Genomic DNA, 22,961 nt, shown 5'->3' on the forward strand with positions numbered 1-22,961 from the left:
TGGATCACAGGTCGAACAGCAGGCGCGAGGGGTCTTCCAGGGCGTCCTTCATGGCCACCAGGCCCAGGACGGCCTCGCGGCCGTCGATGATGCGGTGGTCGTAGGACATGGCCAGGTAGTTCATCGGGCGCACCACGACCTGGCCGTTCTCGACCACGGCGCGGTCCTTGGTGGCGTGCACGCCCAGGATGGCCGACTGCGGCGGGTTGATGATGGGGGTGGACATCATCGAGCCGAAAGTGCCGCCGTTGCTGATCGAGAACGTGCCGCCGGTCATCTCCTCGATGCCCAGCTTGCCCTCGGCCGCCTTCTTGCCGAACTCGGCGATCTTCTTCTCGATGTCGGCGAAGCTCATCTGGTCGGCGTTGCGCAGGATGGGCACCACCAGGCCGCGCGGCGAGCCGACGGCGATGCCGATGTCGAAGTAGCCGTGGTAGACGATGTCGTTGCCATCGACCGAGGCGTTGAGCACCGGGAACTTCTTGAGCGCATGCACCGCCGCCTTGACGAAGAAGGACATGAAGCCGATCTTCACGCCGTGTTCCTTGGTGAAGGCGTCCTGGAACTTCTTGCGCATCTCCATCACCGGGGCCATGTTGACCTCGTTGAAGGTCGTCAGGATGGCGTTGGTGGACTGCGACTGCAGCAGGCGCTCGGCCACGCGGGCGCGCAGGCGGCTCATGGGCACGCGCTGCTCGGGGCGCTCGCCCAGGTCCTGGGCCGACGACGGAGCCGCCACCTGGGGCAGCGCCTTGGTGGGCACGCCGGTGGGAATCACGGCGGCGGTGGACTTGACGCCACCGGCCACGGCCGCCAGGGCGTCGCCCTTGGTCACGCGGCCATCCTTGCCGCTGCCGGCCACCTGGGCGGCCGACAGGTTGTTCTCGGCCAGGATCTTGGCGGCGGCGGGCATGGCCACGTCGCCCTTGCCGCCACCGGCGGCGGCCGGCGCGGCGGCGGCAGCCACGGGAGCCGCGGCGGCGGGCGCCGCAGCGGCAGCGGCGGGCGCGGCGGCGGCGCCGGCCTTGCCCTCGGTGTCGATCCTGGCGATGGGCTGGTCGGACACGACCGTGCCGCCATCGCCCACCAGCAGCTCGGCCAGCACGCCGGCGGACGGGGCCGGCACTTCCAGCACCACCTTGTCGGTCTCGATCTCGATCAGGATCTCATCCTGGGCGACGGCCTCGCCGGCCTTCTTCTTCCACTGCAGCAGCGTGGCCTCGGCCACGGACTCGGACAGCTGGGGAACCTTGACTTCTACGATTGCCATATTGGTGTTCTTTCCAAAAAGTGTTCTGTTCTGAATGAGTGGGTTGGTGGCCTTACTTGGTCAGGACAAAACCCTTGAGCTTGGCGAAGGCGGCCTCGACCAGGGCCTTCTGCTGGTCCTGGTGCAGGTGTGCGTAGCCCACGGCGGGCGATGCCGAGGCGGCGCGGCCGGCGTAGCCGAGCTTCTGGCCTTCGTGCATGTTCTCGTGGATGTTGTGCTGGATGAAGAACCAGGCACCCTGGTTCTGCGGCTCGTCCTGGCACCACACGATGTCGGTCACATTCGCGTACTTCTTGAGCTCCGCGGCGAAGGCCTTGTGCGGGAAGGGATAGAGCTGCTCGACGCGGACGATGGCCACGTCGCTGCGTTCGGCCTCGGTGCGCTTCTTCATCAGGTCGTAGTACACCTTGCCCGAGCAGGCAATGATGCGCTTGACCTTGGCGGCGTTCTTGGCGATGGCAGCGTCCTGCTCGCCCAGCACGGTCTGGAAGCCGCCCTTGGTGAACTCGGACAGCGGCGAGGTCGCGTCCTTGTTACGCAGCAGCGACTTCGGCGTCATGATGATCAGGGGCTTCCTGAGGTTGCGCACCATCTGGCGACGCAGCACGTGGAAGATCTGGCTGGCCGTGGTGGGCTGCACGATCTGCATGTTGGCCTCGGCCGCCATCTGCATGAAGCGCTCCAGGCGCGCCGAGCTGTGCTCGGGGCCCTGGCCCTCGTAGCCGTGCGGCAGCATCAGCGTGATGCCGTTGACGCGGCCCCACTTCACCTCGCCCGAGGCGATGAACTGGTCGATCACCACCTGGGCGCCGTTGGCGAAGTCGCCGAACTGCGCTTCCCAGACCACCAGAGTGTTGGGGTCGTTCGAGGCGTAGCCGTATTCGAATGCCAGCACCGCCTCTTCGGACAGGATGGAGTCGATGACGACGAAGGGCGCCTGGTTCTCGGCCACGTTCTGCAGCGGCACGTAGGTGCCCTCGTCCCATTTCTCGCGCTTCTGGTCGTGGATGACGGCGTGGCGGTGCGTGAAGGTGCCGCGGCCGCTGTCCTCGCCCGACAGGCGCACGGGGTAGCCGCTGGCCACCAGCGAGGCGAAGGCCATGTGCTCGCCCATGCCCCAGTCCACGTTGTGCTCGCCCCGGCCCATGGCGGCGCGGTCGTCATAGACCTTCTTCACCAGCATGTGCGGCGTGACGCCCTCGGGGATGGTGGTGATGCGCTCGGCCAGGCGCTTCCACTCGGTCAGCGGGATGGCGGTGTCGGCGGCGTCCGTCCATACCTTGCCCAGGAACGGGCTCCAGTCCACGGCGTACTTGCTCTTGAAGTTGGTCAGCACCGGGTCCATGGTGTGCTTGCCTTCGTCCATGGCGGCGCGGTAGGCCTTGGCCATGTCGTCGCCCAGCGTCTCGCCCAGGCCCTGCGCGGCCAGCTTGTCGGCGTAGAGCTTGCGCGTGCCGGGGTGCTGGGCGATCTTCTTGTACATCAACGGCTGGGTGAGCATGGGGGTGTCCTGCTCGTTGTGGCCCAGCTTGCGGTAGCAGATGATGTCCACCACCACGTCCTTGGAGAACTCCATGCGGTACTCCAGCGCCAGTTGCATGGCCAGGCACACGGACTCGGGGTCGTCGCCGTTCACGTGCAGCACGGGCGACTCGATCATCTTCACGATGTCGGTGCAGTACAGCGTGGAGCGCAGGTCGCGCGGATCGGACGTGGTGAAGCCGATCTGGTTGTTGATGATGATGTGCACCGTGCCGCCCGTGGTGTAGCCACGGGTCTCGGACAGCGCCAGCGTCTCCTGGTTCACGCCCTGGCCGGCGAAGGCCGCGTCGCCGTGCACCAGCACGGGCAGCACCTGCTTGCCCTTGGGGTCGGCGCGGCGGTCCATGCGCGAGCGCACCGAGCCCTCGACCACGGGGTTCACGATCTCCAGGTGCGAGGGGTTGAACGCCAGGCTCAGGTGCACCGGGCCGCCGGGGGTGGACACGTCGGAGGAGAAGCCCTGGTGGTACTTCACGTCGCCCGCGGGCAGGTCTTCGGGCGCGGTGTGGTCGAACTCGGCGAACAGGTCCTTGGGCATCTTGCCCAGGGTGTTGACCAGCACGTTCAGGCGGCCGCGGTGGGCCATGCCGATCACCACTTCCTGCACGCCCTTGGCGCCGGCGGACTGGATCAGCTCGTCCATGGCGGCGATGAAGCTCTCACCGCCTTCGAGCGAGAAGCGCTTCTGGCCCACGTACTTGGTGTGCAGGTAGCGCTCCAGGCCCTCGGCGGCCGTCAGGCGATCGAGGATGCGCTTCTTCTTGGCCGCGTCGAAGGCGGGCTTGCTGCGGGTGCTCTCGAGCCTCTGCTGCCACCAGCGCTTTTGCGTCTGGTCGGTGGCGTACATGTATTCCGCGCCCACGGTGCCGCAGTACGTTTCGCGCAGCGCATTGAGCAGCTCGCGCAGGGGCATGTTGTCCTTGCCGAAGAAGGTGTTGCTGGTGTCGAACACCGTTTCCTGGTCGGCATCGGCAAAGCCGTAGAACGAGGGCTCGAGCTCGGGAATGGCGGGACGCTCGGCGCGCTTCAGGGGGTCGAGGTCGGCCCAGCGTGCGCCCACGTTGCGGTAGGCGGCGATGAGCTGCTGCACGGCCGTGCGCTTGCGGCCCATTTCGGCGTCGGTGCTGGCGACGACCACCCGGGTGCCGCCGGCCTTGGCACGTTCGGCAAAGGCGTTGATGACCGGAAGATGGGGAACGTCCTTGGCATTGCTGCCGTCTACCGCGGGCACATGTTGCAGTGCGTCAAAGTATTCGCGCCAGGAATCCGGCACGCTGCCGGGGTTGGCAAGATAGTTCTCGTACATCTCCTCGACGTAGGGGGCGTTGCCGCCGAAGAGATAGGTGTTGCCTTGGTAGGCTTGGTAGACGGATGTGGGCTCGCTCATATTCCGCTGACCTCCGCTTCCCTGAAGGAAGCATTAGCTGGTTGACAAACCTTCCGCGTCACGGCTGAACCGGTTGGCGGATGCGACTGTGGCAGGGGAAGGACCTCGTTTGCGGGCGCTATTGTGCCATCGAACACGGCCGGGCGCGCCAGGCAACGCCATGCGGCTTGGCTTACAGTTGGCCGTTTTCCACACCCGCCTGCCCATGCACCCGCTCCTGCTCCAGAACCGCACCCTGCTGCTGCTGCTCGCCGCCGTGACCCTGGCCTTCGGCGCCATCCTCTGGCCGCTCAATGGCGCCATCTTCTGGGGCGTGGTGCTGGCCATCCTGTTCACGCCGCTGCACCGCCGGCTGCTGCGGCGCATGCCGCGCCGGCGCAACCTGGCCGCGTTCATCACGCTGTGCATCTGCCTGGTGATCGTGATCCTGCCCATGGTGTTCATCGGCCTCTCCCTCGCGCAGGAGGCCAGCGTGGCCTACGAGCGGGCGCGCTCGGGGCAGCTGAACTACGGCGCCTACCTGCAGCAGGTGCTGGCCGCCCTGCCCGCCTGGGTCCTGGCGCTGCTGGACCGCTTCCACCTCACCTCCCTGGCCGAGCTGCAGGCGCGCCTGACGGCCGTGGGCGCCCAGGCCAGCCAGTTCCTGGCCACCAAGGCGCTGGACGTGGGGCAGAACACGCTGCAGTTCATCGTGAGCTTCGGCGTCATGCTGTACCTGCTGTTCTTCCTGCTGCGCGACGGCCCGCGGCTGGCGGCGCGCATCCGCCAGGCCATTCCGCTGGACACGGAGCACAAGGACCAGCTGGCCCGCAAGTTCACCACCGTGATCCGCGCCACCGTCAAGGGCAACATCGTGGTGGCGGCATCGCAGGGGGCGCTGGGCGGACTCATCTTCTGGATCCTGGACATCCAGGGGCCGGTGATGTGGGGCGTGCTCATGGCCTTCCTGTCGCTGCTGCCGGCGGTGGGCGCCAGCCTGATCTGGGGACCCGTGGCCATTTACTTCCTGGCCACGGGAGCCACCGGCCAGGCCGTGATCCTGACCGCCTACGGCGTCGGCGTCATCGGCCTGGTGGACAACCTGCTGCGCCCGCTGCTGGTGGGCAAGGACACCAAGATGCCGGACTACGTGGTGCTGATCTCCACCCTGGGCGGCATGGCGCTGTTCGGGCTGACCGGCTTCGTCATCGGCCCCGTCATCGCGGCGCTGTTCATGGCCACCTGGGACCTGTTCGCACCTTCAGGCGACACACAGGACTCCTGAAAAGATAGCTGCTTGCGCTTACCCATAGGGCGCCACAGCCCAATTTCATTCAAAAACCGCCCTCACGATCATTCAGGCTCGATGCCTGCGGCCTTGATGACCTTGCCCCATTTCCGGGTTTCCTCCGCCTGGAACCTGGCGAGTTCCTCGGGCGTGGTGGTCCACGCCTCTGAGCCGGCGGTGTCGAAGAACGACCTGGCGGCCTCGCTCCTGGTGGCGTGGGCCAGCAGCTCGTTGAGGCGCGCCACCACGGGCGCGGGCGTGCCGGCGGGCACGTAGGCGGCGAACCAGTAGCCCATGTCGTAGCCCTTCACGCCCGCCTCGGCGATGGTGGGCACGTCGGGCAGCTGCGCGCCGCGCTTTTGCGTGGAGTAGCCCAGCGCGCGCAGCTTGCCCGCCTTGATCTGCGGCACGCCGGTGGAGGTGTCGGTGATCATCATGTCGATCTGCCCGCCCAGCAGGTCGGTGATGGCCAGCGGGTTGCTCTTGTAGGGCACGTGCAGGATGTCCACGCCCGCGAGCTGCTTGAGCATCTCGCCGGCCATGCGGCTCGACGAGCTGCCGCTGCCGAAGCTGAGCTTGCCGGGGTTCTTCTTCGCGGCGGCCAGCAGCTCGGCCACGCTCTTGTAGGGCGCGCTGGCGTTCACCACCAGCACCTGCCCGCCCTTGCCCAGGCCGGTGACCGGGGCGAAGTCCTTCACCGGGTCGTAGGGCAGCTTCTTGTACAGGTGCTCGTTGGCCGCGTGCGTGGTATTGGTGGTGATGAGCACGGTGTAGCCGTCGGGCGCGGCCTTGACCACGGCCTGCGCGGCGATCATGCCGCTGGCGCCGGCCTTGTTGTCCACCACCACGGGCTGCCTGGTGTCGGTGCTGACGGACTGGCCCAGGGCGCGCGCGAGCTGGTCGGTGGCGCTGCCCGCCGCGAACGGCACGACGAAGGTGATGGCCTTGGCCGGATACGGGGCCTGCGCGCCGGCCGTGCCGGCCAGGGCCAGTGCGAGGGCTGCAGCGGCGGTGGCCAGTGCGCGGCGGCGATGCGTGGATGGGTTCATGTCGTCTCCTGTGTTGCCATGTTGAAAAAGGGAAAAGGGCCGGCCCCGCGTCACCGGGGGCCGGCCAGGTGCCGCGCCAGCGCCGCCGGCACCCGCACGGGCAGGTCCAGCAGCAGGAAGGACAGCGCCTTGCCGTGGCTGTCGAGGTTGAGCGCGTCGTTCACGCCGCCGTCGAGCACGCCGTCGAGCACGAAGTTCATCGCATGCAGCTGCGGCAGCAGATGGCGCGTGACGCGGCTGGGCCGGCGCAGCGCGAACTGGCGCGCGACGGCCTGCTCGGTGACCTGCTCCACGAGCAGGTCCCAGAGCGCGGGATGCCAGGCGATCACGCTGATGTTGGAGCGGTTGCCCTTGTCGCCCGTGCGACCGTGCGCCAGGCGGTACAGGGGAACGGTCAGGTCGGTATCGGTCATGGTCGATGCGCCTTTCAGTCCAGCAGCGTGAAGCCCGTTTCCACCGCAGCGCGCGGCACCAGGCACGACACCGTGCCCAGGCGCGGGCGCATGGCGGTGCGCACGCCGCCGCCGCCGGCCGGGCCGCAGCAGTACAGCGCCGTCACCTCGCGCACCAGGCGCTGGGCGCCGGCATGGTCCTGGTGCTGCAGCGCCACGCGCAGGCGCACGTCCTGCGCGTCCTGGCCCACATGGGCCTGCAGCCAGCGCCCGGCGTCGTCGGCAAAGACACTGGCCACGCCGATCAGGTCCACGCGCAGCGGCGCCACGCCCGCCAGGCGCTCGCGCAGCACCTCGCCGGCCAGGCGCGCGCGCGCCTCGGCACGCGCGCCGGCGTAGGAGATCTCGCCCTCGGCGAACCAGCCGGACTCGAAGCACACGTTCACCTTGAGCGAGGGCGGCCGCGCATGGCCGCGCACGCCCTCCAGGCGCACGCGGTCGGCGCCGGCCCAGGCGACGCGGGTCTGCGTGATGTCGGCCACCACGTCGGGCGTGAGGTAGGCGGCGGGGTCGTGCAGTTCGTACAGCAGCTGCTCCTTGACCGTGCGCTCGTCCACGCGCCCGCCCGTGCCCCCGGGCTTGGTGATGGTGCAGTGGCCGTCGGCGTCGATCTCGGCGATGGGATAGCCCAGGCGCGCCATGCCCGGCACGTCCTTGTAGCCCGGGTCGGCGAAGTAGCCGCCCGTGACCTGCGCGCCGCATTCGAGCAGATGGCCGGCCATGGTGGCGCGCGCGAGACGGTCCCAGTCATCCATGGCCCAGCCGTAGTGCGCCAGCGCCGGGCCCAGCACCAGCGACGGGTCGGCCACGCGGCCGCAGACGACGATGTCGGCGCCCGCGCGCAGCGCGTCGGCGATCGGCCCGGCGCCAATGTAGGCATTGGCGCTCACGATGGGCTGCGCGGGCATGTCCTGTCCCAGTGCCTCGGCCAGCAGGGCGCGGTGCTGCGGCCCGCTCAGGTCGTCGCCGTGCACCACGGCCACGCGCGGGCGGCGCGCGCCCAGCTCGGCCGCCAGCTGCCGGATGCGCAGCGCAGCGCCCCGCGGGTTGGCCGCGCCGAAGTTGCTCACGATGCGCACGCCATGGCGCAGGCACTGCGCGAGCACGGGGCGCAGCAGTTCGTCGAGCAGCGGCTCGTAGCCCGCCCCGGGGTCGGCGCGGCGCGCCAGCTGGGCCAGCGCCAGCGTGCGCTCGGCCAGGGTCTCGAAGATCAGCACGGCGGGGCGGCCGCTGTCCACGAGCGCCTGCACCACGGGCGCGGCGGCGTCGGTGCGGTCGCCCGAGAAGCCGGCCGCGCAGCCTATGAGCAGGGATGAAGGGTTCGCCATCGCGTGTCCTCGGGTTGTCTCCTGCGGCGCACTGTAGGCGCGCTGGGTTATTCTGTGAAATAGATTGTCAAAATCAATTCATCGACAAAACAAATGAATATCTCCTCGCGCCAGATCGACGCCTTCCTCGCCCTGGCCGCGCAGCGCAGCTTCACGCGCGCGGCCGCGCAGTGCCACCTGTCGCAGCCGGCGTTCAGCGCGCTCATCCGCGCGCTGGAGGACGGCCTGGGCCTGCGCCTGTTCGACCGCAGCACGCGCCACGTGGATCTGACGGCCGAGGGCGAGAACTTCCACGCATCCGCGCTGCGCATCCGCGCCGAGGTGGATGCGGCGCTGGCCGCCATGCGCGACGCGGCCACGCTGCGGCGCGGGCGCGTGGCCATCGCGCTGCTGCCGTCGCTGGCCGCGGGGTGGCTGCCGGGCGTGCTGGCGGGCTTTCATGCCCGGCACCCGGGCGTGGAGCTGGACATTGCCGACGTGCTGTCCGAGCCTTGCATCGAGCGCGTGGCGACGGGCCGGGCCGACTTCGCGCTGGCCGCCATACGCGCCGACACGCCCGAACTGCAGGCCGAGCCGTTCTGCCGCGACGGCTTCCACCTGGTGTGCCGCACGGACCACCCGCTGGCCGCGCGGCCCCTGCCCGGCGGCGCGCCCGCGTCGCTGCGCGCGCTGGCCCAATGGCCCTTCATCCACCTGGCGCGGCACAGCAGCGTGCGCCAGTACCTGGAGGCGGCCTTCCACCCCCAGGCCATGCGCACCATGCTGGAGGTCGAGCAGCTCGCCACCGTGACCGGCATGGTGCGCGCGGGGCTGGGCATCAGCGTGGTGCCGACCTTCACGCTGTTCCACTTCCAGCACCCCGAGCTGGCGACACGGCCGCTGGCGCTGCCCGGGCTCACGCGGCAGATCTACCTGGTGCGCCGGCGCGACCGCGGCCTGTCCGCGGCGGCCCAGGCGCTGCACGCGCATGTGCTGCGCGAACGCCCACGCAGTGATTGACCATCAAAAACGATAGCTGCCCACACCCTGCAGGCAAAGGTTCTGCACCGATTAACCACAATGCGCTTGCACGGTACGGCTTTCCGCTGGCACAGGCGCGACCGCAGTGCCACACTGCCTCCCAAGGAGGACACCGCATGACCACCCAGAACACCGTGTACGCCTGCGTCGATGGACTGGCCACCACGTATGCCGTGGTGGATGGCGCTGCCTGGGCCGCGCAGCGGCTGGGCGCGCCCCTGGCGCTGCTGCACGTGCTGCAGCAGCCCGAGCCGCTGCCGCCCGTGGGCGACTACAGCGGCGTGATAGGCATGGGCGCGCAGGACCTGCTGCTCGAGCGCCTCAACACCCTGGACGAGGAGCGCACCCGGCTGGCGCGCGAGGCCGCGCGGCGCATGCTGGATCAGGCGTGCGTGCGCGTGCCCGAGGACGTCGCCGGCACGCTGCAGGTGCTGCTGCGCCAGGGCGACCTGACCGACGCGCTGCTGGAATGCGAGCCCGGCGCGCGCCTGTTCGTGCTTGGCAGCAACCGCCCGGCCACCAGCCCGCGCAAGCTGCGGCTGGACCACCGGGTGGAGAGCGTGGTGCGCCAGGTGCGCCAGCCGGTGCTGGTCATGACCCGGCCGGACTTCAGCCCCCCCGGCAGCTTCGTCGTGGCCTACGACGGCAGCGCCACCGCCCACCGCGCAGTGCAGGCCGTGGCGCGCAGCCCGCTGCTGCGCGGCATGCCGGGCCTGCTGGCCATGGCGGGCGAGGCCACGCCCCAGGCGCAGAAACACCTGGACGAGGCGCAGGCGCTGCTGGGCCAGGCCGGCTTCGAGGTGGGCACGCAGTTCGTGGCCGGCCCCCCCGAGGAGGCGATTCCGGCGCTGATGGAAAAACACGGCGACGCACTGCTCGTGCTGGGCGCCTACGGGCACTCGCGCATCCGCCAGCTCATCGTGGGCAGCACCACCACGGCGCTGCTGCGCCTGTGCAGCGTGCCCATGCTGGTGCTGCGCTGAACGTGCCACCAGCTCTCAAGGCCAAAATTTGCGCAATATCCGAATTTATATAGCGATATAGGATCCTCGCGTATTCCCGCGTAGACTACGGGGCTCCATTGGCACCGCAGGCAAGCTCGGCCTGCAGGGCACGAGGCAGGCTTGCATGGGCACCACGAACACGACATCACCGGCGATCGAGGATGACAGCGTCTTTGAGACCGCTGCGGAGCTGTTCCGCGCCATGGCCGCGCCCATGCGGCTCAAGATCATCAGCGCCCTGTGCAACGGCGAGAAGAACGTGAGCGAGCTGCTCGCCGAGATCGACACCACCCAGCCCAACATGTCCCAGCACCTCAACACGCTGTACCAGGCCGGCATACTGGGCCGCCGCCGCGAGGGCGTGAGCATCTATTACTTCATCGCGAACGACAAGGCCGTGCAGATGTGCCGCAGCATCTGCGTGCAGATCGCCATCGATCAGGAATGAATCACGGCTTGAGGTAGGCGTAGCCTTCCCTGCCCTGCAGGCGCGCCACCTCGGCCACGCCCGAGGGGACGACCTTGGCCTCCATCAGCAGGCGGCCCACGTCGATCTTGCGCGCCTGCAGCGTGTTGCCGCAGGCGCGGAACTCCACGCCGCGCGAGGCCAGCGCGCTCACCTGCCCGCTGAACTCGCGCCCCTGGGCGTCCTTGGCGTCCGAGAGCAGGAAATCGACCCCGGCGCCATGCGTCACCACCACGATCCTGGCCTGCGGGTCGGCGTTGACGTGGTTCGTGATGTTGCCCAGTATGCGGGCCGCCGAGTCGAGGCCGGTATTCACGTGGTACACGGCCTTGACGTCCTGCGCGCTGGCCGTGGCGGCGCACAGCGCGAGCAGCACGGCGCAAAAGGTTTGTCTCATGGTGTTGTTGTCCTTGTAAGGCTGAGGAGTCTTCCAGAAAACGGCCCCGGCACGGTATCCGGGTTCTTCCCAGGTGCCAGCCATGGCCTGCCACCTATCATCCAGCGCATATATAAGCGGTGGCGAATTTTTTATTCTGCCACGACCAACGCAGCGCATTCCCGGAGGCCCCACGACATGAACCCATCCCTGTTTTCCGGCCTTGCCGCCGCTGCCTTGCTGGCGGTGGCGGCGGGCGCGGCCCATGCGCAGACCGATCCGCTGCAGGTGCGCAGTTGGGCCGCCGCCTGCGCCAACTGCCACGGCACCAACGGCCAGGCCCTGCCGGGCAACGAACCGCTGGCGGGCGCCAACAAGGACGACATGCTCAAGAAGCTGATGGACTTCAAGAGCGGCGCCAAGCCCGCCACCATCATGCACCAGCTCAGCAAGGGCTACAGCGACGAGCAGCTCGCGGCGCTCGCCGCCTGGTTCGCGGCACAGAAGAAGTGAGGGAGCACGCCATGGATCGTCGTCAATTCATCGGTGCCGCCTCCGCGGCTTCCGTGCTGGGCCTGGCCTCGGGCTGCGCATCCACCGCCGCTGGCGCGGGGGGCAAGGTGGTCGTGGTGGGCGGGGGCTACGGCGGCGCCACCGCGGCCAAGTACATCCGCATGTGGTCCGAAGGCCGCGTCGAGGTCACGCTGGTCGAGCCGAGCGAGGCCTTCGTCTCCTGCCCCATCTCCAACCTGGTCCTGGGCGGCAGCAAGCAGATGGCCGACATCACCACGCCCTACGACAACCTGGCCCGGCGCCACGGCGTCAAGATCGCCAGGGACCGCGCCGTGGCCATCGACCCCGACAAGCGCCAGGTGCGGCTGGCCGGCGGCGCCACGCTGGCCTACGACCGGCTGGTGCTCTCGCCCGGCATCGAATTCATGCGGGACGAGCTTCCCGGCCTGAAGGCCCCCGGCGCGCAGGACAAGGTGCTGCACGCCTGGAAGGCCGGGCCGCAAACCGTGGCACTGCGCAGGCAGCTGGAGGCCATGCCCGACGGCGGCGTGTACGCGCTGGCCATCCCGCTGGCGCCCTACCGCTGCCCGCCCGGCCCCTACGAGCGCGCCTGCCAGGTGGCGCACTACTTCAGCCAGGCCAAGCCGAAGTCGAAGGTGCTGATCCTCGATGCCAACGACGACGTGACCTCCAAGGGCCCGCTGTTCAAGAAGGCCTGGGCCGAGCGCTACAAGGGCATCGTCGAATACCGGCCCAAGCACGCGCTGGCCGACGTGGATGCCGCCACCGGCACGCTCAAGTTCGAGTTCAACGACGACATCAGGGCCCAGGTGCTCAACGTGGTGCCGCCCCAGCGCGCGGGCGACATCGCCCACAACGCCGGCCTCACCACCGCCAACAAGCGCTGGTGCGAGGTGGACTGGCTCACCATGGAATCCAAGGCGGCCCGGAACATCCACATCCTGGGCGACGCGCTGCAAATCGCCCCCGCCATGCCCAAGTCCGGCCACATGGCCAACCAGCACGGCAAGGTGGCGGCGGCCGCCATCGTGGCGCTGCTGGCCGGGCGCGAGCCCAACCCGCTGCCGGTCTACAACAACACCTGCTACAGCTTCGTCAGCGACACCGACGTGGTGCACGTGGCCAGCGTGCACCGCTACGACGCGGCGCAGAAGACCATGCTGCCGGTGCCCGGCGCCGGCGGCGTGTCGGTGGCGGCCAGCGAGCTGGAAGGCCGCCATGCCATGGCCTGGGCGCGCAACATCTGGGCGGACACGCTGGCATGAGGGGCCGATGGCAGTGGGCCGCGCTCACGGCCCTGGCCGTGGGCATGGCCTGTGCGCAGGCCGATGAGGCCCGCGCCCGCAAGATCGTCGGCGGCTCGTGCTTCCTGTGCCATGGCGCCGAGGGCGAATCGGCCAGCGAGGTGTTCCCGCGCCTGGCGGGCCAGAACGCCGAGTACATCGCCAAGCAGTTGGAGAACTTCAAATCCGGCAAGCGCAGGAGCACGGCCATGGCCAGCATGGTCACCGGCCTCTCGCCCGAGGACATGGCCGCGCTGGGCCAGTTCTTCGCCAGCCGCCAGCCGCACAGGGAGCCGTCCAGGAACGCACAGCTCGCCGCCGTCGGCCAGTACATCTACCACACGGGCAACCGGTGGAGCGGCGTGCCTGCCTGCGCCAGTTGCCATGGCCCCGACGCCGCGGGCAGCGCCGCCTTGCCGCGGCTCGCAGGCCAGCACGCGGCCTACACCGAGAACCAGCTCCAGCAGTTCAGCAAGCGCGAACGCAACAACGACAATGCCGTGATGCACACGGTGGCGGAGAAGATGACGGCGCTGGAGATGGCGGCCGTGGCCGAGTACCTCAGCGGCCGGTAGCTATTGATTCAATAGCTATCAACGCTTGCTGAAAAAGCGCTGGAGGCCGATTTCGCCTTGAAACTCGCTCAAGGCGCCACCGGCGTCACCACCGGCGCCTGCTGCGTGATGGGCCGCGCGGTGTGCACCGGCTCGGCCAGCCAGCGCTCCATCAGGCCGGCGCCGGCCCACATGCCCAGCAGCGTGAGCCACGCGGTGAGCGCGAAGATGGCGCCGCCCGTCATGCCCGCGCCCACGGCGCAGCCCCCGGCCAGCATGGAGCCGAAGCCCATCGCCATGGCGCCGGCGATGTAGCGCGCCATGCCGTAGCCGTCCTTGAAGCCTTCGACCTTGAACTCGCGCCCCACCAGCGCGCCGATGAACGAGCCCGCGAACACGCCGGGCAGCATGCCCGCGTCGAAGCCGAAGGCGGGCGCCGGGCTGGCCAGCACGCGCATCAGCCACTCGGCCGAGGGGCCGCTGAACGTCAGGCCCTGGACCTGCACCACGTCGAAGCTGGCCTGCGACACCGCGTAGGTGAACCACCACGCCAGCGCCACCGCCAGCCCAGTGCCGACGCCGCCCACCCACATCCACGGCCGGTTGCCGCTGCGCAGCGAGAAGAACACCGCCACCGCCATCCACGCCAGGCCGAAGGCCAGGCCCCCGCCATGGCCCACGTGCAGCAGGGCCAGCAGATCGCGCGAGGCACCGCCCTCCACCGTCCACCAGCCGGAGATCGCGCCCCGCAGGGGCGCCAGGCTGCCCGAGAGCGCCGCCTGCGCCGTGACCGCGAACACCAGCCCCGACAGCAGCGCGCGCAGGTTGCCGTTGGCCGACAGCACCAGCAGGCGGCTGGCGCAGCCGCGCGTCATGATCATGCCGGCGCCGAACAGCAGGCCGCCGGCCAGCGCGCCCGACAGGCTGCCGCGGTTGGCGAGCTGGCGCGCGCCGCCCACGTCCAGGCCACCGGCCAGGATCAACCCCTGCGCCGCGACCAGCGCCGTGGAAAAGGCCAGCAGCCAGACCGACAGCTTTTCGCCGAACGTGCCGTGCCAGAACTCGACCACCGCCGCGCGCAGGCAAAAGCGCGAGCGCTGCGCGAAAAAGCCGAACAGCACCCCGACCACCGCGCCGCCCGCGGCCAGCACGGTACCCGTGCCGTGGCGCTCCACCATGCTTGCCAGTTCGATCGCCATATCAAATAATCAAATAAGCAATTACTGATGAATGGTAAGGGAACATCATGGAATCCAGGATTGATCGGCGTCAACTTCTTCGGCGCTGCGGCTGCTCGGTGCTGGCGGCAGGCATGGGCGCTGCCTGGGCACGCTATGCGCAGGCCGCCGACGGCGCACCCGCCGCACCGCCGCCCATGGTGCCGCGCGAGGTGGCGCCCCACTGCTGGTATGTGGAGGGGCTGTCGGCCCTGGGTTCGCCGGCCAACCAGAACTTCATCTCCAACGCGGGCTTCGTGGTCACGCCCGCGGGCGTGGTGGTGATCGACGCGCTGGGCTCGCCCGCGCTGGCGCGGAGCCTGCTGGCCGAGATCGCCCGCATCACCCCGCAGAAGGTCACGCACGTGGTGCTGACGCACTACCACGCCGACCACGTGTACGGCCTGCAGGCGTTTGCCGATGCGGGCGCGAAGATCATTGCGCACCAGGCGGGGCGCGAGTACCTGGTTTCCGACACCGCGCAACTGCGCCTGCAGGCCTCGCGCGAGCAACTGGCGCCCTGGATCGACGCGCAGACGCGGCTGGTGGCCGCCACGGAGTGGATCGACGGGCGGCGCGAATTCGAGGTCGGCGGCACGCGCTTCGTGGTGCAGCCCGTGGGGCCCGCGCACACGCCCGAGGACCTGGCGGTGTTCGTGCCCGGCGCCAAGGTGCTGTACGCGGGCGACCTGGTATTCCGCAAGCGCATTCCCTTCGTGGGCCAGGCCGACAGCCGCAACTGGATCGCCTCGCTCGACAAGCTGCTGGCCTTCGGCGCCACGGTGATCGTGCCCGGCCACGGGCCGGCATCGACCGAGGCCGTCCAGGACATGAAGCTCACGCGCGACTACCTGACCTACCTGCGCGCATCCATGGGCCAGGCCGCGCGCGACATGACGCCGTTCGAAGAGGCCTACAAGGCCACGGACTGGTCGGCCTTCGAGCGCCTGCCGCTGTTCGGTCCCGCCAACCGCATGAACGCCTACAACACCTACCTGCTGATGGAACGGGAGGCGCCATGAGTCCGGCCTGGCGGCGCCGCGAATGGATGCTGGGCGCGGGGCTGGCCTGCGCGCTGCCCGGCGCCTTCGCCGCGGACAGGGACTTGCCCGCGCCTTCCTCTCTGGCCGATGAACTGGCGGGAGCGCTCGCGCAGCGCGAGCCGCTGGTGGTGATGGCCAGCCTCGCGGGCTGCCCGTTCTGCCGCGTCGTGCGCGAGCACTACCTGCTGCCGGCCTGGCGCGGGGGCATGGCCGTGGTGCAGATCGACTTGCGCGACCCGCGACCCGTGCGCGACTGGGAGGGCCGCGCCACCACGCAGGGCGCGCTGCTCAAGGCCTTGGGCGTGAGCATGGCGCCCACGGTGATGTTCTTCGGGCGCGGCGGCCGCGAGGTGGCCCAGCGGCTGAGCGGCAGCTACATCCCGGACTTCTACGGCGCCTACCTCGACCAGCGCATGGAGCAGGCCCGGGCGGCGGTGCGTGCCTGACCGAGGTCAAGGGTTTTCACCGAGGCGATCAGGCATGCCACACGGCTCCTTCGCCTCTAGAATCATTACATAAACATATACTTATTTAAAGAATCGCCGCAGAGCGGATCCAAGGAGTCCCCCGCCGTGAACCTGCCAAGCTGGGCATCGGGCCGGGTGCGCAAGGCGCCCGAAAACTTCATCCAAGGCGATGGTGTGCGCACCGTCTTCGCCGAAGGGCGCGCCGGCCGGCGCGATTTCATACGCAATGCATTCGCCGCCGCGGCGTCGGGCATGGCCGCCGGCGCGGCCGTGGCCCAGGGCGCGACGGGCGATGGCGACCCGGCCATCCTGCAGCTGCCCGCGCACAGCACGGGCCTGGGGCAGCCCGTGGCCGCCGAAGGCTACGGCAAGCCCTCGAAGTACGAGACCAACGTGCAGCGCCGCACCAGCCCCGGCCTGACGCAGACGCGGCAGGCCTCGGTGTCGTTCGCGCCGCTGCAGTCGCTGTTCGGCATCGTCACGCCCAGCGGCCTGCACTTCGAGCGGCACCACCAGGGCTGGTGGGACATCGATCCGTCCAAACACCGGCTCATGGTCAACGGCATGGTCAAGGCCGCCAAGGTCTTCACCATGGACGAGATCATGCGCCTGCCCCCGGTGTCGCGCTTTCACTTCATCGAATGCGGCGCCAACACGGGCATGGAATGGGGCAACGTGGCCGTGCCCACGGTGCAGTACACGCACGGCATGCTCTCGTGCAGCGAGTTCACGGGCGTGCCGCTCATCACGCTGCTGCAGATGGCCGGCGCCGACTTCAGGAAGGGCCGCTTCGTGCTGGCCGAGGGCGCGGACGGCTCGTCGATGACGCGCACCATCCCGATGGAGCTCATCGAGTCGGGCGAGGTGCTCGTGGCCTACGGCCAGAACGGCGAGATGCTGCGGCCCGAGCAGGGCTACCCGCTGCGCCTGGTGGTGCCCGGCGTGCAGGGCGTGAGCTGGGTGAAGTACCTGCGCCGCATCGAGGTGGGCGACCAGCCCTGGGCCGCCAAGGACGAGGCCGTGCACTACATCGACCTGATGCCCGACGGCCAGCACCGCCAGTACACCAGCATCCAGGAATGCAAGAGCGTGGTGACCACGCCCTCGGGCGGGCAGATGCTGCTGGACAAGGGTTTCTACAACATCACGGGCCTGGCCTGGTCCGGGCGCGGCAAGGTCCAGCGCGTGGACGTGAGCGTGGACGGCGGGCGCAACTGGCGCACGGCGCGGCTCGAATCGCCCGTGCTCTCCAAGTGCCTCACGCGCTTCCATCTGGACTGGGTGTGGGACGGCCAGCCCGCCATCATCCAGAGCCGCGCCATGGACGAGACCGGCTACGTGCAGCCCAGCTACCAGCAATTGCGCGCCGTGCGCGGCACGCGCTCGATCTACCACAACAACGCCATCCAGTCCTGGGCGGTGCAGGCCAGCGGGGAGGTGATCAATGTCCAGCTCTCCTGACCTGCTGCGCGCCTGCGTGCTGGCGGCGGCCCTCTGCGCGGGCCTGGGCGCCCAGGCGCAGGGCAAGCCCGGCGGCTACCCCGCTGCATATCCCGGTATTGGCCGCGACGCCACGCCCAAGGAGGTGGCGGCCTGGGACATCGACGTGCGCCCCGACTTCAAGGGCCTGCCCCCCGGCTCCGGCAGCGTGCAGCGCGGCCAGGACGTGTGGGAGGCCAAGTGCGCCTCGTGCCACGGTGTGTTCGGCGAGTCGAACGAGGTGTTCAGCCCCCTGGTGGGCGGCACCACGCCCGAGGACATCCAGACCGGCCGCGTGGCCCGCCTGCGCGACACGGGCTTCCCGGGCCGCACCACGCTGATGAAGGTGCCCACCGTCTCCACGCTGTGGGACTACATCCACCGCGCCATGCCCTGGAACCAGCCCAAGTCGCTGAACACCGAGGAGGTCTACGCCGTCACGGCCTACCTGCTCAACCTCGGCGGCATCGTGCCCGACGACTTCACGCTCTCGGACAGGAACATCGGCGAGGTGCAGGCGCGCATGCCCAACCGCAACGGCGTGACCACCCAGCATGCCCTGTGGCCCGGCCCCGAGTTCGGCAAGGGCCTCAAGCCCGACACGGCCGCCAAGGCCTGCATGCGCGACTGCCCCGTGGAGCCCAAGGTGGCGTCGCGCCTGCCCGATTTCGCGCGCAACAACCACGGCAACCTCGCGGACCAGAACCGGCCCGTGGGCGCGCAGCGCGGCGTGCAGACGGCCGACCCGGCCGAGGCCCCCGCGAAGCCGGCCGCGGACGCGGGGCCCGCGGTCCCCATCGCCCTGCTCGACAAGAACGCCTGCACCGCCTGCCATGCGGTGAACGGCAAGCTCGTGGGCCCCTCCTTCGCCGACATCGGCAGGAAATACCACGGCAAGGCAGACTACATCGCGGGCCGCATCCGCGCGGGCAGCAGCGGCGTATGGGGCAACGTGCCCATGCCGCCGCAGGCGCTCGGCGACGACGAGGTGCAGTCCATCGCGCGCTGGCTGGCCGCCATGGCCAAGCCTTGATCGCATCCCTTTTTCGTTTTTGGATTCATTGCAACAGGAGACAACGATGACCTCTCGCACGACCTCCCGCAGGCAGGCCCTCCAGCAGGGCCTGGCCGTCGCGGGCATGCTGATGGCCGCGGGCGTGCTGCCGCGCACGGCCTTCGCCTACAACAAGGACGCCTTCGACGCCAAGAGCGTGGCCGATGTGCTGAAGGCCCTGGGCGCGGGCGCGCCCGCCGAGAGCAAGGACGTGACCATCACCGGCCCCGACATCGCCGAGAACGGCGCCGTGGTGCCCCTGGGCGCCGCGACCACGCTGGCCGGCGTGAAGCAGCTGCTCCTGCTCGTGGAGAAGAACCCCAACACCCTGGTGGCGGCCTTCAACGTGACCGACGCGGTGGAGCCCAACTTCCTCACGCGCGCCAAGCTCGGCCAGTCGTCCGACGTGTACGCCGTGGCCATCACGAACGACGGCAAGGCCTTCTACGCCAAGAAGGAAGTGAAAGTCACCCTCGGCGGCTGCGGCGGCTGATCCCACCACCCCTTTGCACAGGAGAAGAACATGGCAGATCCGATGCGCATCCGCGCCCAAGCCTCCGGCGGCAACGCCACCGTGCGCGTGCTCATGGCCCACGAAATGGAAACCGGCCAGCGCAAGGACGCGGCCGGCAAGACAATCCCCGCCTGGTACATCCAGGAGGTCACCGCCTCCCTCAACGGCAAGCCCGTGCTCACCGCCGAGTGGGGGCCGGCCGTGTCGAAGAACCCCTTCATGCAGTTCACGCTCAAGGGCGCCAAGGCCGGCGACAAGGTCAGCGTGTCCTGGAAGGACAACCGGGGCGACACGCGCACCGACGAAGCCACGGTGAGTTGAGAACGTGTGAACGCCGGCGGCGGTTTTCGCGCAAGCACGCACGACAAGAACGAGGAAAGGTGGCCCCATGAGAAGAAAGACAACACTGTGCGCCGTGCTGGCGCTCGCCGCGTCCGCGCCCCACGCGTGGGCGCAGAAGTCCGCGTCCGACGGCATCGCCGAGTACCGCGAGATGCTGCAGGACGGCAACCCCGCCGAACTCTTCGAAGCCAAGGGCGAGGACCTGTGGAAGCAAAAGCGCGGCCCCCAAAAGGCATCGCTCGAACGCTGCGACTTGGGGCTTGGCCCCGGCGTGGTCAAGGGCGCCTTCGTGGAGCTGCCGCGCTACTTCGCCGACACCGGCCGGGTGCAGGACCTGGAGTCGCGCCTGGTCACCTGTATGAGCCAGTTGCAGGGCATCGACCCGAAGGAGGTCATCGACGGCGCATGGGGCAAGGGCGAGCGCGCCAACGTCACCGCACTGGCCACCTGGGTCGGCTCGCAGTCCAAGGACATGAAGTTCAACCTGCCCCAATCGCAGCCGCAGGAGCGCGTGTTCTACGAGGTGGGCAAGCGCCTGTTCTTCCAGCGCGGCGGTTCGCACGACTTCTCCTGCGCCTCGTGCCATGGCGAAGAGGGCAAGCGCATCCGCCTGCAGGAGCTGCCGCACCTGAGCGGCAAGGTGGGCGACGGCGTGGGCTTCGCGGCCTGGCCGGCCTACCGCGTCTCCAGCGGCGAGATGTGGAGCATGCAGCACCGCCTGAACGACTGCTACCGCCAGCAGCGCTTTCCCGAGCCCATCTACGCGAGCGACGTGACCATCGCGCTCGGCGTCTACCTCGGGGTGAACGCCAAGGGCACGAAATCCGCCGTTCCGGCCATCAAGCGCTGAGACACAGGGAGTACACGATGACACGCACCACCCCCTTCCGCTTCTCCCTGGGCCTGGCCTCGGCCGCACTGCTGCTGGCCGGCTGCGCCGGCAGCATGCCGCAGGGCAGCGGCATGACGGACGCTGAGCTGGACGCGCTGACGCAGAAGATCGTCCGCGAGTCGTTCCGCGACAAGGGCATCGTCAAGGTCAGCCTGGCCTTCGCCGACGACCCCACCACCCGGGCCTGCGACGCGGCCGACGTGGCCGGCAAGCCCCTGCCCGCCGAGCGCGCCAGGGCGCTGGAGGAACTCAACATGAAGGCCGTGAAGTGGCCCTCCGACGGCAAGTACCTGGGCGACTGGAAGGAAGGCGAGAAGATCGCCCAGAGCGGCCGCGGCCGCACCTGGACCGACAAGGCCGGCGCGGCCAACGGCGGCAACTGCTACAACTGCCACCAGATCACCAAGGAGGAAATCTCCTTCGGCACCATCGGCCCGAGCCTGTACCACTACGGCAGGATCCGCGGCGTGACCGATCCGGATAGCCCGCAGGCGCGAGAGGTCGTCAAGTACACCTGGGGCAAGATCTGGAACAGCAAGGCCTACAACGCCTGCTCCAACATGCCGCGCGCAGGCCATGCCGGCATCCTCGACGAGAACCAGGTGCGCCACATCGTGGCCCTGCTGCTCGACCCGAAATCCCCCGTCAACCGCTGAATCCGCCGCGGCGTGCCATGAACCTTTCCAAGCGTGACTTCCTGCAGGTGCTGGGCGCCGCCGGCGCGGCCGGCATGGCCCTCTCGCGCCATGCCCGGGCCGACGCCGCCACGGCGGGCGAGGCCCTGTACGACGTGCCGGCCTTCGGCAACGTCTCCTTCCTGCACATGACCGACTGCCACGCGCAACTGCGGCCCGTGCACTTCCGCGAGCCCAACGTCAACATCGGCATCGGCGCGATGAAGGGGCAGCGCCCGCACCTCGTGGGCGAGGCGCTGCTGAAATCCGTCAACGTGCGCCCCGGCACGCCCGGCGCGCACGCCTTCACCTACCTCGACTTCGAGCAGGCCGCGCGCCGCTACGGCCGCGTGGGCGGCTTCGCGCACCTCTCGACGCTGGTGCAGCGCATGAAGGCCAGCCGCAAGGGCGCGCTGCTGCTGGACGGCGGCGACACCTGGCAGGGCTCGGCCACGTCGCTGTGGACCAACGCGCAGGACATGGTGGACGCCTGCAAGCTGCTCGGCGTGGACGTGATGACCGGCCACTGGGAGTTCACCTACGGCATGGAGCGCGTGCAGGAGATCGTGGAGAAGGACTTCGCGGGCAAGGTGGACTTCGTCGCGCAGAACGTCAAGACCGCCGACTTCGGCGACCCGGTGTTCAAGCCCTACGTGATCCGCGAGATCAACGGCGTGCCCTGCGCCATCATCGGCCAGGCATTCCCCTACACGCCCATCGCCAACCCGCGCTACATGGTGGCGGACTGGAGCTTCGGCATCCAGGACGACAACCTGCAGAAGATGGTGGACGAGGCCCGCGCCAAGGGCGCCAAGGTGGTCGTGGTGCTCTCGCACAACGGCATGGACGTGGACCTCAAGATGGCCAGCCGCGTGCGCGGCGTCGACGCCATCCTGGGCGGCCACACGCACGACGGCATGCCCGTGCCCACCCTGGTCGAGAACGCGGGTGGCAAGACCATCGTGACCAACGCAGGCTCCAACGGCAAGTTCCTGGGCGTGCTCGACTTCGACGTGCAGGGCGGCCAGGTGCGCGACTTCCGCTACCGCCTGCTGCCCGTGTTCGCCAACCTGCTGCCGGCCGACAAGGCCATGGACGCGCTCATCACGCGCATCCGCGCGCCCTACGAGGCCAGGCTGGCCGAAGTGCTGGCGCGCACCGACGGCACGCTGTACCGGCGCGGCAACTTCAACGGCACGGGCGACCAGCTCCTGCTGGACGCCATGATGGAAGTACAGGGCGCGCAGATCGCGTTCTCGCCGGGCTTCCGCTGGGGCACCACGCTGCTGCCGGGCCAGGACATCACGCGCGAGTGGCTCATGGACATGACGGCCACCACGTACTCCTACGCCACCGTGACCGAGATGACCGGCGCCACCATCAAGACCGTGCTGGAAGACGTGTGCGACAACCTCTTCAACCCCGACCCGTACTACCAGCAGGGCGGCGACATGGTGCGCGTGGGGGGCCTGAGCTACACCTGCGACCCCACGGCGGGCGCGGGGCGGCGCATCGACAACCTGCGCCTGGGCGACGCGCCCCTGCAGGCCGACCGCGTGTACAAGGTAGCCGGCTGGGCGCCCGTGGCCGAGGAGGCGAAAAGCGCGGGGCTCAAGCCGATCTGGGACGTGGTGGAGCCGTGGCTCAAGTCCCGGAAGGTGATCGCGCCGCGCAAACTCAACGAGCCCGCGCTGAAGAACGTGATGCCCAATCCGGGAATCGCCTGAATCCAGGCAAAAAATGGCTC

At 69.2% G+C, this 22,961-nt stretch carries 23 protein-coding genes; 16 read left to right on the forward strand and 7 right to left on the reverse strand.

Annotated features, from left to right (window positions below; translation table 11 throughout):
• Positions 1–4 precede the first annotated feature (4 nt).
• Entirely contained in the window at positions 5–1,270 is a 1,266-nt protein-coding gene (gene odhB / locus ACX12L_RS12905; protein WP_459262958.1) for a 2-oxoglutarate dehydrogenase complex dihydrolipoyllysine-residue succinyltransferase, read from the reverse strand.
• Between the two features lie 52 nt (positions 1,271–1,322).
• Positions 1,323–4,199: a 2-oxoglutarate dehydrogenase E1 component gene (locus ACX12L_RS12910; protein WP_459262959.1), complete on the reverse strand. Its 2,877-nt coding sequence runs from the start codon at positions 4,197–4,199 to the stop codon at positions 1,323–1,325.
• Between the two features lie 205 nt (positions 4,200–4,404).
• Between ACX12L_RS12910 and ACX12L_RS12915 the strand changes: the two genes are divergently transcribed.
• On the forward strand, positions 4,405–5,463 hold the full coding sequence (locus tag ACX12L_RS12915; protein WP_459262960.1) for an AI-2E family transporter: 1,059 nt from the start codon (positions 4,405–4,407) through the stop codon (positions 5,461–5,463).
• 68 nt (positions 5,464–5,531) lie between these two features.
• On the opposite strand, the gene ACX12L_RS12920 is transcribed toward ACX12L_RS12915, so the two are convergent.
• From ACX12L_RS12920 to ACX12L_RS12930, 3 genes are read right to left on the reverse strand one after another with little or no spacing between them, the layout of a single operon-like run.
• Entirely contained in the window at positions 5,532–6,515 is a 984-nt protein-coding gene (locus ACX12L_RS12920; RefSeq protein WP_459262961.1) for a Bug family tripartite tricarboxylate transporter substrate binding protein, read from the reverse strand.
• A 50-nt stretch (positions 6,516–6,565) separates the two neighbouring features.
• Complete coding sequence (locus ACX12L_RS12925; RefSeq protein ID WP_094438663.1) at positions 6,566–6,928, reverse strand: AtuA-related protein; 363 nt, start codon at positions 6,926–6,928, stop codon at positions 6,566–6,568.
• 14 nt (positions 6,929–6,942) lie between these two features.
• Positions 6,943–8,295 (reverse strand): acyclic terpene utilization AtuA family protein, encoded by a 1,353-nt coding sequence (locus ACX12L_RS12930; RefSeq protein ID WP_459262962.1) that lies wholly within the window; start codon positions 8,293–8,295, stop codon positions 6,943–6,945.
• A gap of 93 nt (positions 8,296–8,388) precedes the next feature.
• Here ACX12L_RS12930 and ACX12L_RS12935 point away from each other — a divergent pair, with 93 nt between their 5' ends.
• The 3 genes from ACX12L_RS12935 (at position 8,389) to ACX12L_RS12945 (ending at position 10,767) form a co-directional block, all read left to right on the forward strand.
• Entirely contained in the window at positions 8,389–9,294 is a 906-nt protein-coding gene (locus ACX12L_RS12935; protein ID WP_459262963.1) for a LysR family transcriptional regulator, read from the forward strand.
• Positions 9,295–9,431: 137 nt separating this feature from the next.
• Positions 9,432–10,298, forward strand: coding sequence for a universal stress protein (locus ACX12L_RS12940; RefSeq protein WP_459262964.1), 867 nt, complete (start codon positions 9,432–9,434; stop codon positions 10,296–10,298).
• A gap of 145 nt (positions 10,299–10,443) precedes the next feature.
• A complete protein-coding gene (locus ACX12L_RS12945) occupies positions 10,444–10,767 on the forward strand; it encodes an ArsR/SmtB family transcription factor (RefSeq protein WP_459262965.1) in 324 nt (107 codons plus the stop codon).
• Position 10,768: 1 nt separating this feature from the next.
• On the opposite strand, the gene ACX12L_RS12950 is transcribed toward ACX12L_RS12945, so the two are convergent.
• On the reverse strand, positions 10,769–11,182 hold the full coding sequence (locus ACX12L_RS12950; protein WP_459262966.1) for a DsrE family protein: 414 nt from the start codon (positions 11,180–11,182) through the stop codon (positions 10,769–10,771).
• A gap of 177 nt (positions 11,183–11,359) precedes the next feature.
• Here ACX12L_RS12950 and ACX12L_RS12955 point away from each other — a divergent pair, with 177 nt between their 5' ends.
• Genes ACX12L_RS12955 through ACX12L_RS12965 form a run of 3 tightly spaced genes read left to right on the forward strand, consistent with a single transcriptional unit; the run spans position 11,360 to position 13,553 of the window.
• Positions 11,360–11,674 carry a c-type cytochrome gene (locus ACX12L_RS12955; protein WP_459262967.1) on the forward strand — a complete coding sequence of 105 codons (315 nt, stop codon included), beginning with the start codon at positions 11,360–11,362 and terminating at the stop codon, positions 11,672–11,674.
• Positions 11,675–11,685: 11 nt separating this feature from the next.
• Entirely contained in the window at positions 11,686–12,960 is a 1,275-nt protein-coding gene (locus tag ACX12L_RS12960) for an FCSD flavin-binding domain-containing protein (protein WP_459262968.1), read from the forward strand.
• Positions 12,957–13,553: a c-type cytochrome gene (locus tag ACX12L_RS12965; protein WP_459262969.1), complete on the forward strand. Its 597-nt coding sequence runs from the start codon at positions 12,957–12,959 to the stop codon at positions 13,551–13,553. Before ACX12L_RS12960 ends, ACX12L_RS12965 begins: the two co-directional genes overlap by 4 nt.
• 68 nt (positions 13,554–13,621) lie before the next feature.
• Here the strand turns inward: ACX12L_RS12965 and ACX12L_RS12970 are convergent, their stop codons facing one another.
• Entirely contained in the window at positions 13,622–14,731 is a 1,110-nt protein-coding gene (locus tag ACX12L_RS12970) for a YeeE/YedE family protein (protein ID WP_459262970.1), read from the reverse strand.
• Positions 14,732–14,778: 47 nt separating this feature from the next.
• Here ACX12L_RS12970 and ACX12L_RS12975 point away from each other — a divergent pair, with 47 nt between their 5' ends.
• The 9 genes from ACX12L_RS12975 (at position 14,779) to soxB (ending at position 22,941) form a co-directional block, all read left to right on the forward strand.
• Positions 14,779–15,771 (forward strand): MBL fold metallo-hydrolase, encoded by a 993-nt coding sequence (locus ACX12L_RS12975; RefSeq protein WP_459262971.1) that lies wholly within the window; start codon positions 14,779–14,781, stop codon positions 15,769–15,771.
• Complete coding sequence (locus ACX12L_RS12980; protein WP_459262972.1) at positions 15,768–16,238, forward strand: thioredoxin domain-containing protein; 471 nt, start codon at positions 15,768–15,770, stop codon at positions 16,236–16,238. The genes ACX12L_RS12975 and ACX12L_RS12980 overlap by 4 nt, the downstream gene beginning before the upstream one ends.
• 132 nt (positions 16,239–16,370) lie before the next feature.
• The gene (gene soxC / locus ACX12L_RS12985) at positions 16,371–17,720 is read left to right on the forward strand and encodes a sulfite dehydrogenase (RefSeq protein ID WP_459263031.1); all 1,350 of its coding nucleotides are present in this window, start codon (positions 16,371–16,373) and stop codon (positions 17,718–17,720) included.
• The gene (locus ACX12L_RS12990; RefSeq protein WP_459262973.1) at positions 17,704–18,771 is read left to right on the forward strand and encodes a c-type cytochrome; all 1,068 of its coding nucleotides are present in this window, start codon (positions 17,704–17,706) and stop codon (positions 18,769–18,771) included. Before soxC ends, ACX12L_RS12990 begins: the two co-directional genes overlap by 17 nt.
• Positions 18,772–18,817: 46 nt before the next feature.
• Positions 18,818–19,285 (forward strand): thiosulfate oxidation carrier protein SoxY, encoded by a 468-nt coding sequence (gene soxY / locus ACX12L_RS12995; protein WP_459262974.1) that lies wholly within the window; start codon positions 18,818–18,820, stop codon positions 19,283–19,285.
• A gap of 30 nt (positions 19,286–19,315) precedes the next feature.
• Positions 19,316–19,627 (forward strand): thiosulfate oxidation carrier complex protein SoxZ, encoded by a 312-nt coding sequence (soxZ, locus tag ACX12L_RS13000; RefSeq protein WP_459262975.1) that lies wholly within the window; start codon positions 19,316–19,318, stop codon positions 19,625–19,627.
• A 67-nt stretch (positions 19,628–19,694) separates the two neighbouring features.
• On the forward strand, positions 19,695–20,498 hold the full coding sequence (gene soxA / locus ACX12L_RS13005) for a sulfur oxidation c-type cytochrome SoxA (RefSeq protein WP_459262976.1): 804 nt from the start codon (positions 19,695–19,697) through the stop codon (positions 20,496–20,498).
• Between the two features lie 17 nt (positions 20,499–20,515).
• The gene (gene soxX / locus ACX12L_RS13010; protein WP_459262977.1) at positions 20,516–21,196 is read left to right on the forward strand and encodes a sulfur oxidation c-type cytochrome SoxX; all 681 of its coding nucleotides are present in this window, start codon (positions 20,516–20,518) and stop codon (positions 21,194–21,196) included.
• A gap of 17 nt (positions 21,197–21,213) precedes the next feature.
• Entirely contained in the window at positions 21,214–22,941 is a 1,728-nt protein-coding gene (gene soxB, locus ACX12L_RS13015; protein ID WP_459262978.1) for a thiosulfohydrolase SoxB, read from the forward strand.
• The last annotated feature ends 20 nt before the right edge of the window (positions 22,942–22,961 follow it).

Source organism: Alicycliphilus sp. T452 (genome assembly GCF_054512775.1).

What these genes read in the sequence shown, in the direction of transcription:
- odhB (WP_459262958.1), bottom strand. Translation starts at nt 1,270, where the DNA reads ATGGCAATCGTAGAAGTCAAGGTTCCCCAGCTGTCCGAGTCCGTGGCC.
- ACX12L_RS12910 (WP_459262959.1), bottom strand. Translation starts at nt 4,199, where the DNA reads ATGAGCGAGCCCACATCCGTCTACCAAGCCTACCAAGGCAACACCTAT.
- ACX12L_RS12915 (WP_459262960.1), top strand. Translation starts at nt 4,405, where the DNA reads ATGCACCCGCTCCTGCTCCAGAACCGCACCCTGCTGCTGCTGCTCGCC.
- ACX12L_RS12920 (WP_459262961.1), bottom strand. Translation starts at nt 6,515, where the DNA reads ATGAACCCATCCACGCATCGCCGCCGCGCACTGGCCACCGCCGCTGCA.
- ACX12L_RS12925 (WP_094438663.1), bottom strand. Translation starts at nt 6,928, where the DNA reads ATGACCGATACCGACCTGACCGTTCCCCTGTACCGCCTGGCGCACGGT.
- ACX12L_RS12930 (WP_459262962.1), bottom strand. Translation starts at nt 8,295, where the DNA reads ATGGCGAACCCTTCATCCCTGCTCATAGGCTGCGCGGCCGGCTTCTCG.
- ACX12L_RS12935 (WP_459262963.1), top strand. Translation starts at nt 8,389, where the DNA reads ATGAATATCTCCTCGCGCCAGATCGACGCCTTCCTCGCCCTGGCCGCG.
- ACX12L_RS12940 (WP_459262964.1), top strand. Translation starts at nt 9,432, where the DNA reads ATGACCACCCAGAACACCGTGTACGCCTGCGTCGATGGACTGGCCACC.
- ACX12L_RS12945 (WP_459262965.1), top strand. Translation starts at nt 10,444, where the DNA reads ATGGGCACCACGAACACGACATCACCGGCGATCGAGGATGACAGCGTC.
- ACX12L_RS12950 (WP_459262966.1), bottom strand. Translation starts at nt 11,182, where the DNA reads ATGAGACAAACCTTTTGCGCCGTGCTGCTCGCGCTGTGCGCCGCCACG.
- ACX12L_RS12955 (WP_459262967.1), top strand. Translation starts at nt 11,360, where the DNA reads ATGAACCCATCCCTGTTTTCCGGCCTTGCCGCCGCTGCCTTGCTGGCG.
- ACX12L_RS12960 (WP_459262968.1), top strand. Translation starts at nt 11,686, where the DNA reads ATGGATCGTCGTCAATTCATCGGTGCCGCCTCCGCGGCTTCCGTGCTG.
- ACX12L_RS12965 (WP_459262969.1), top strand. Translation starts at nt 12,957, where the DNA reads ATGAGGGGCCGATGGCAGTGGGCCGCGCTCACGGCCCTGGCCGTGGGC.
- ACX12L_RS12970 (WP_459262970.1), bottom strand. Translation starts at nt 14,731, where the DNA reads ATGGCGATCGAACTGGCAAGCATGGTGGAGCGCCACGGCACGGGTACC.
- ACX12L_RS12975 (WP_459262971.1), top strand. Translation starts at nt 14,779, where the DNA reads ATGGAATCCAGGATTGATCGGCGTCAACTTCTTCGGCGCTGCGGCTGC.
- ACX12L_RS12980 (WP_459262972.1), top strand. Translation starts at nt 15,768, where the DNA reads ATGAGTCCGGCCTGGCGGCGCCGCGAATGGATGCTGGGCGCGGGGCTG.
- ACX12L_RS12990 (WP_459262973.1), top strand. Translation starts at nt 17,704, where the DNA reads ATGTCCAGCTCTCCTGACCTGCTGCGCGCCTGCGTGCTGGCGGCGGCC.
- soxY (WP_459262974.1), top strand. Translation starts at nt 18,818, where the DNA reads ATGACCTCTCGCACGACCTCCCGCAGGCAGGCCCTCCAGCAGGGCCTG.
- soxZ (WP_459262975.1), top strand. Translation starts at nt 19,316, where the DNA reads ATGGCAGATCCGATGCGCATCCGCGCCCAAGCCTCCGGCGGCAACGCC.
- soxA (WP_459262976.1), top strand. Translation starts at nt 19,695, where the DNA reads ATGAGAAGAAAGACAACACTGTGCGCCGTGCTGGCGCTCGCCGCGTCC.
- soxX (WP_459262977.1), top strand. Translation starts at nt 20,516, where the DNA reads ATGACACGCACCACCCCCTTCCGCTTCTCCCTGGGCCTGGCCTCGGCC.
- soxB (WP_459262978.1), top strand. Translation starts at nt 21,214, where the DNA reads ATGAACCTTTCCAAGCGTGACTTCCTGCAGGTGCTGGGCGCCGCCGGC.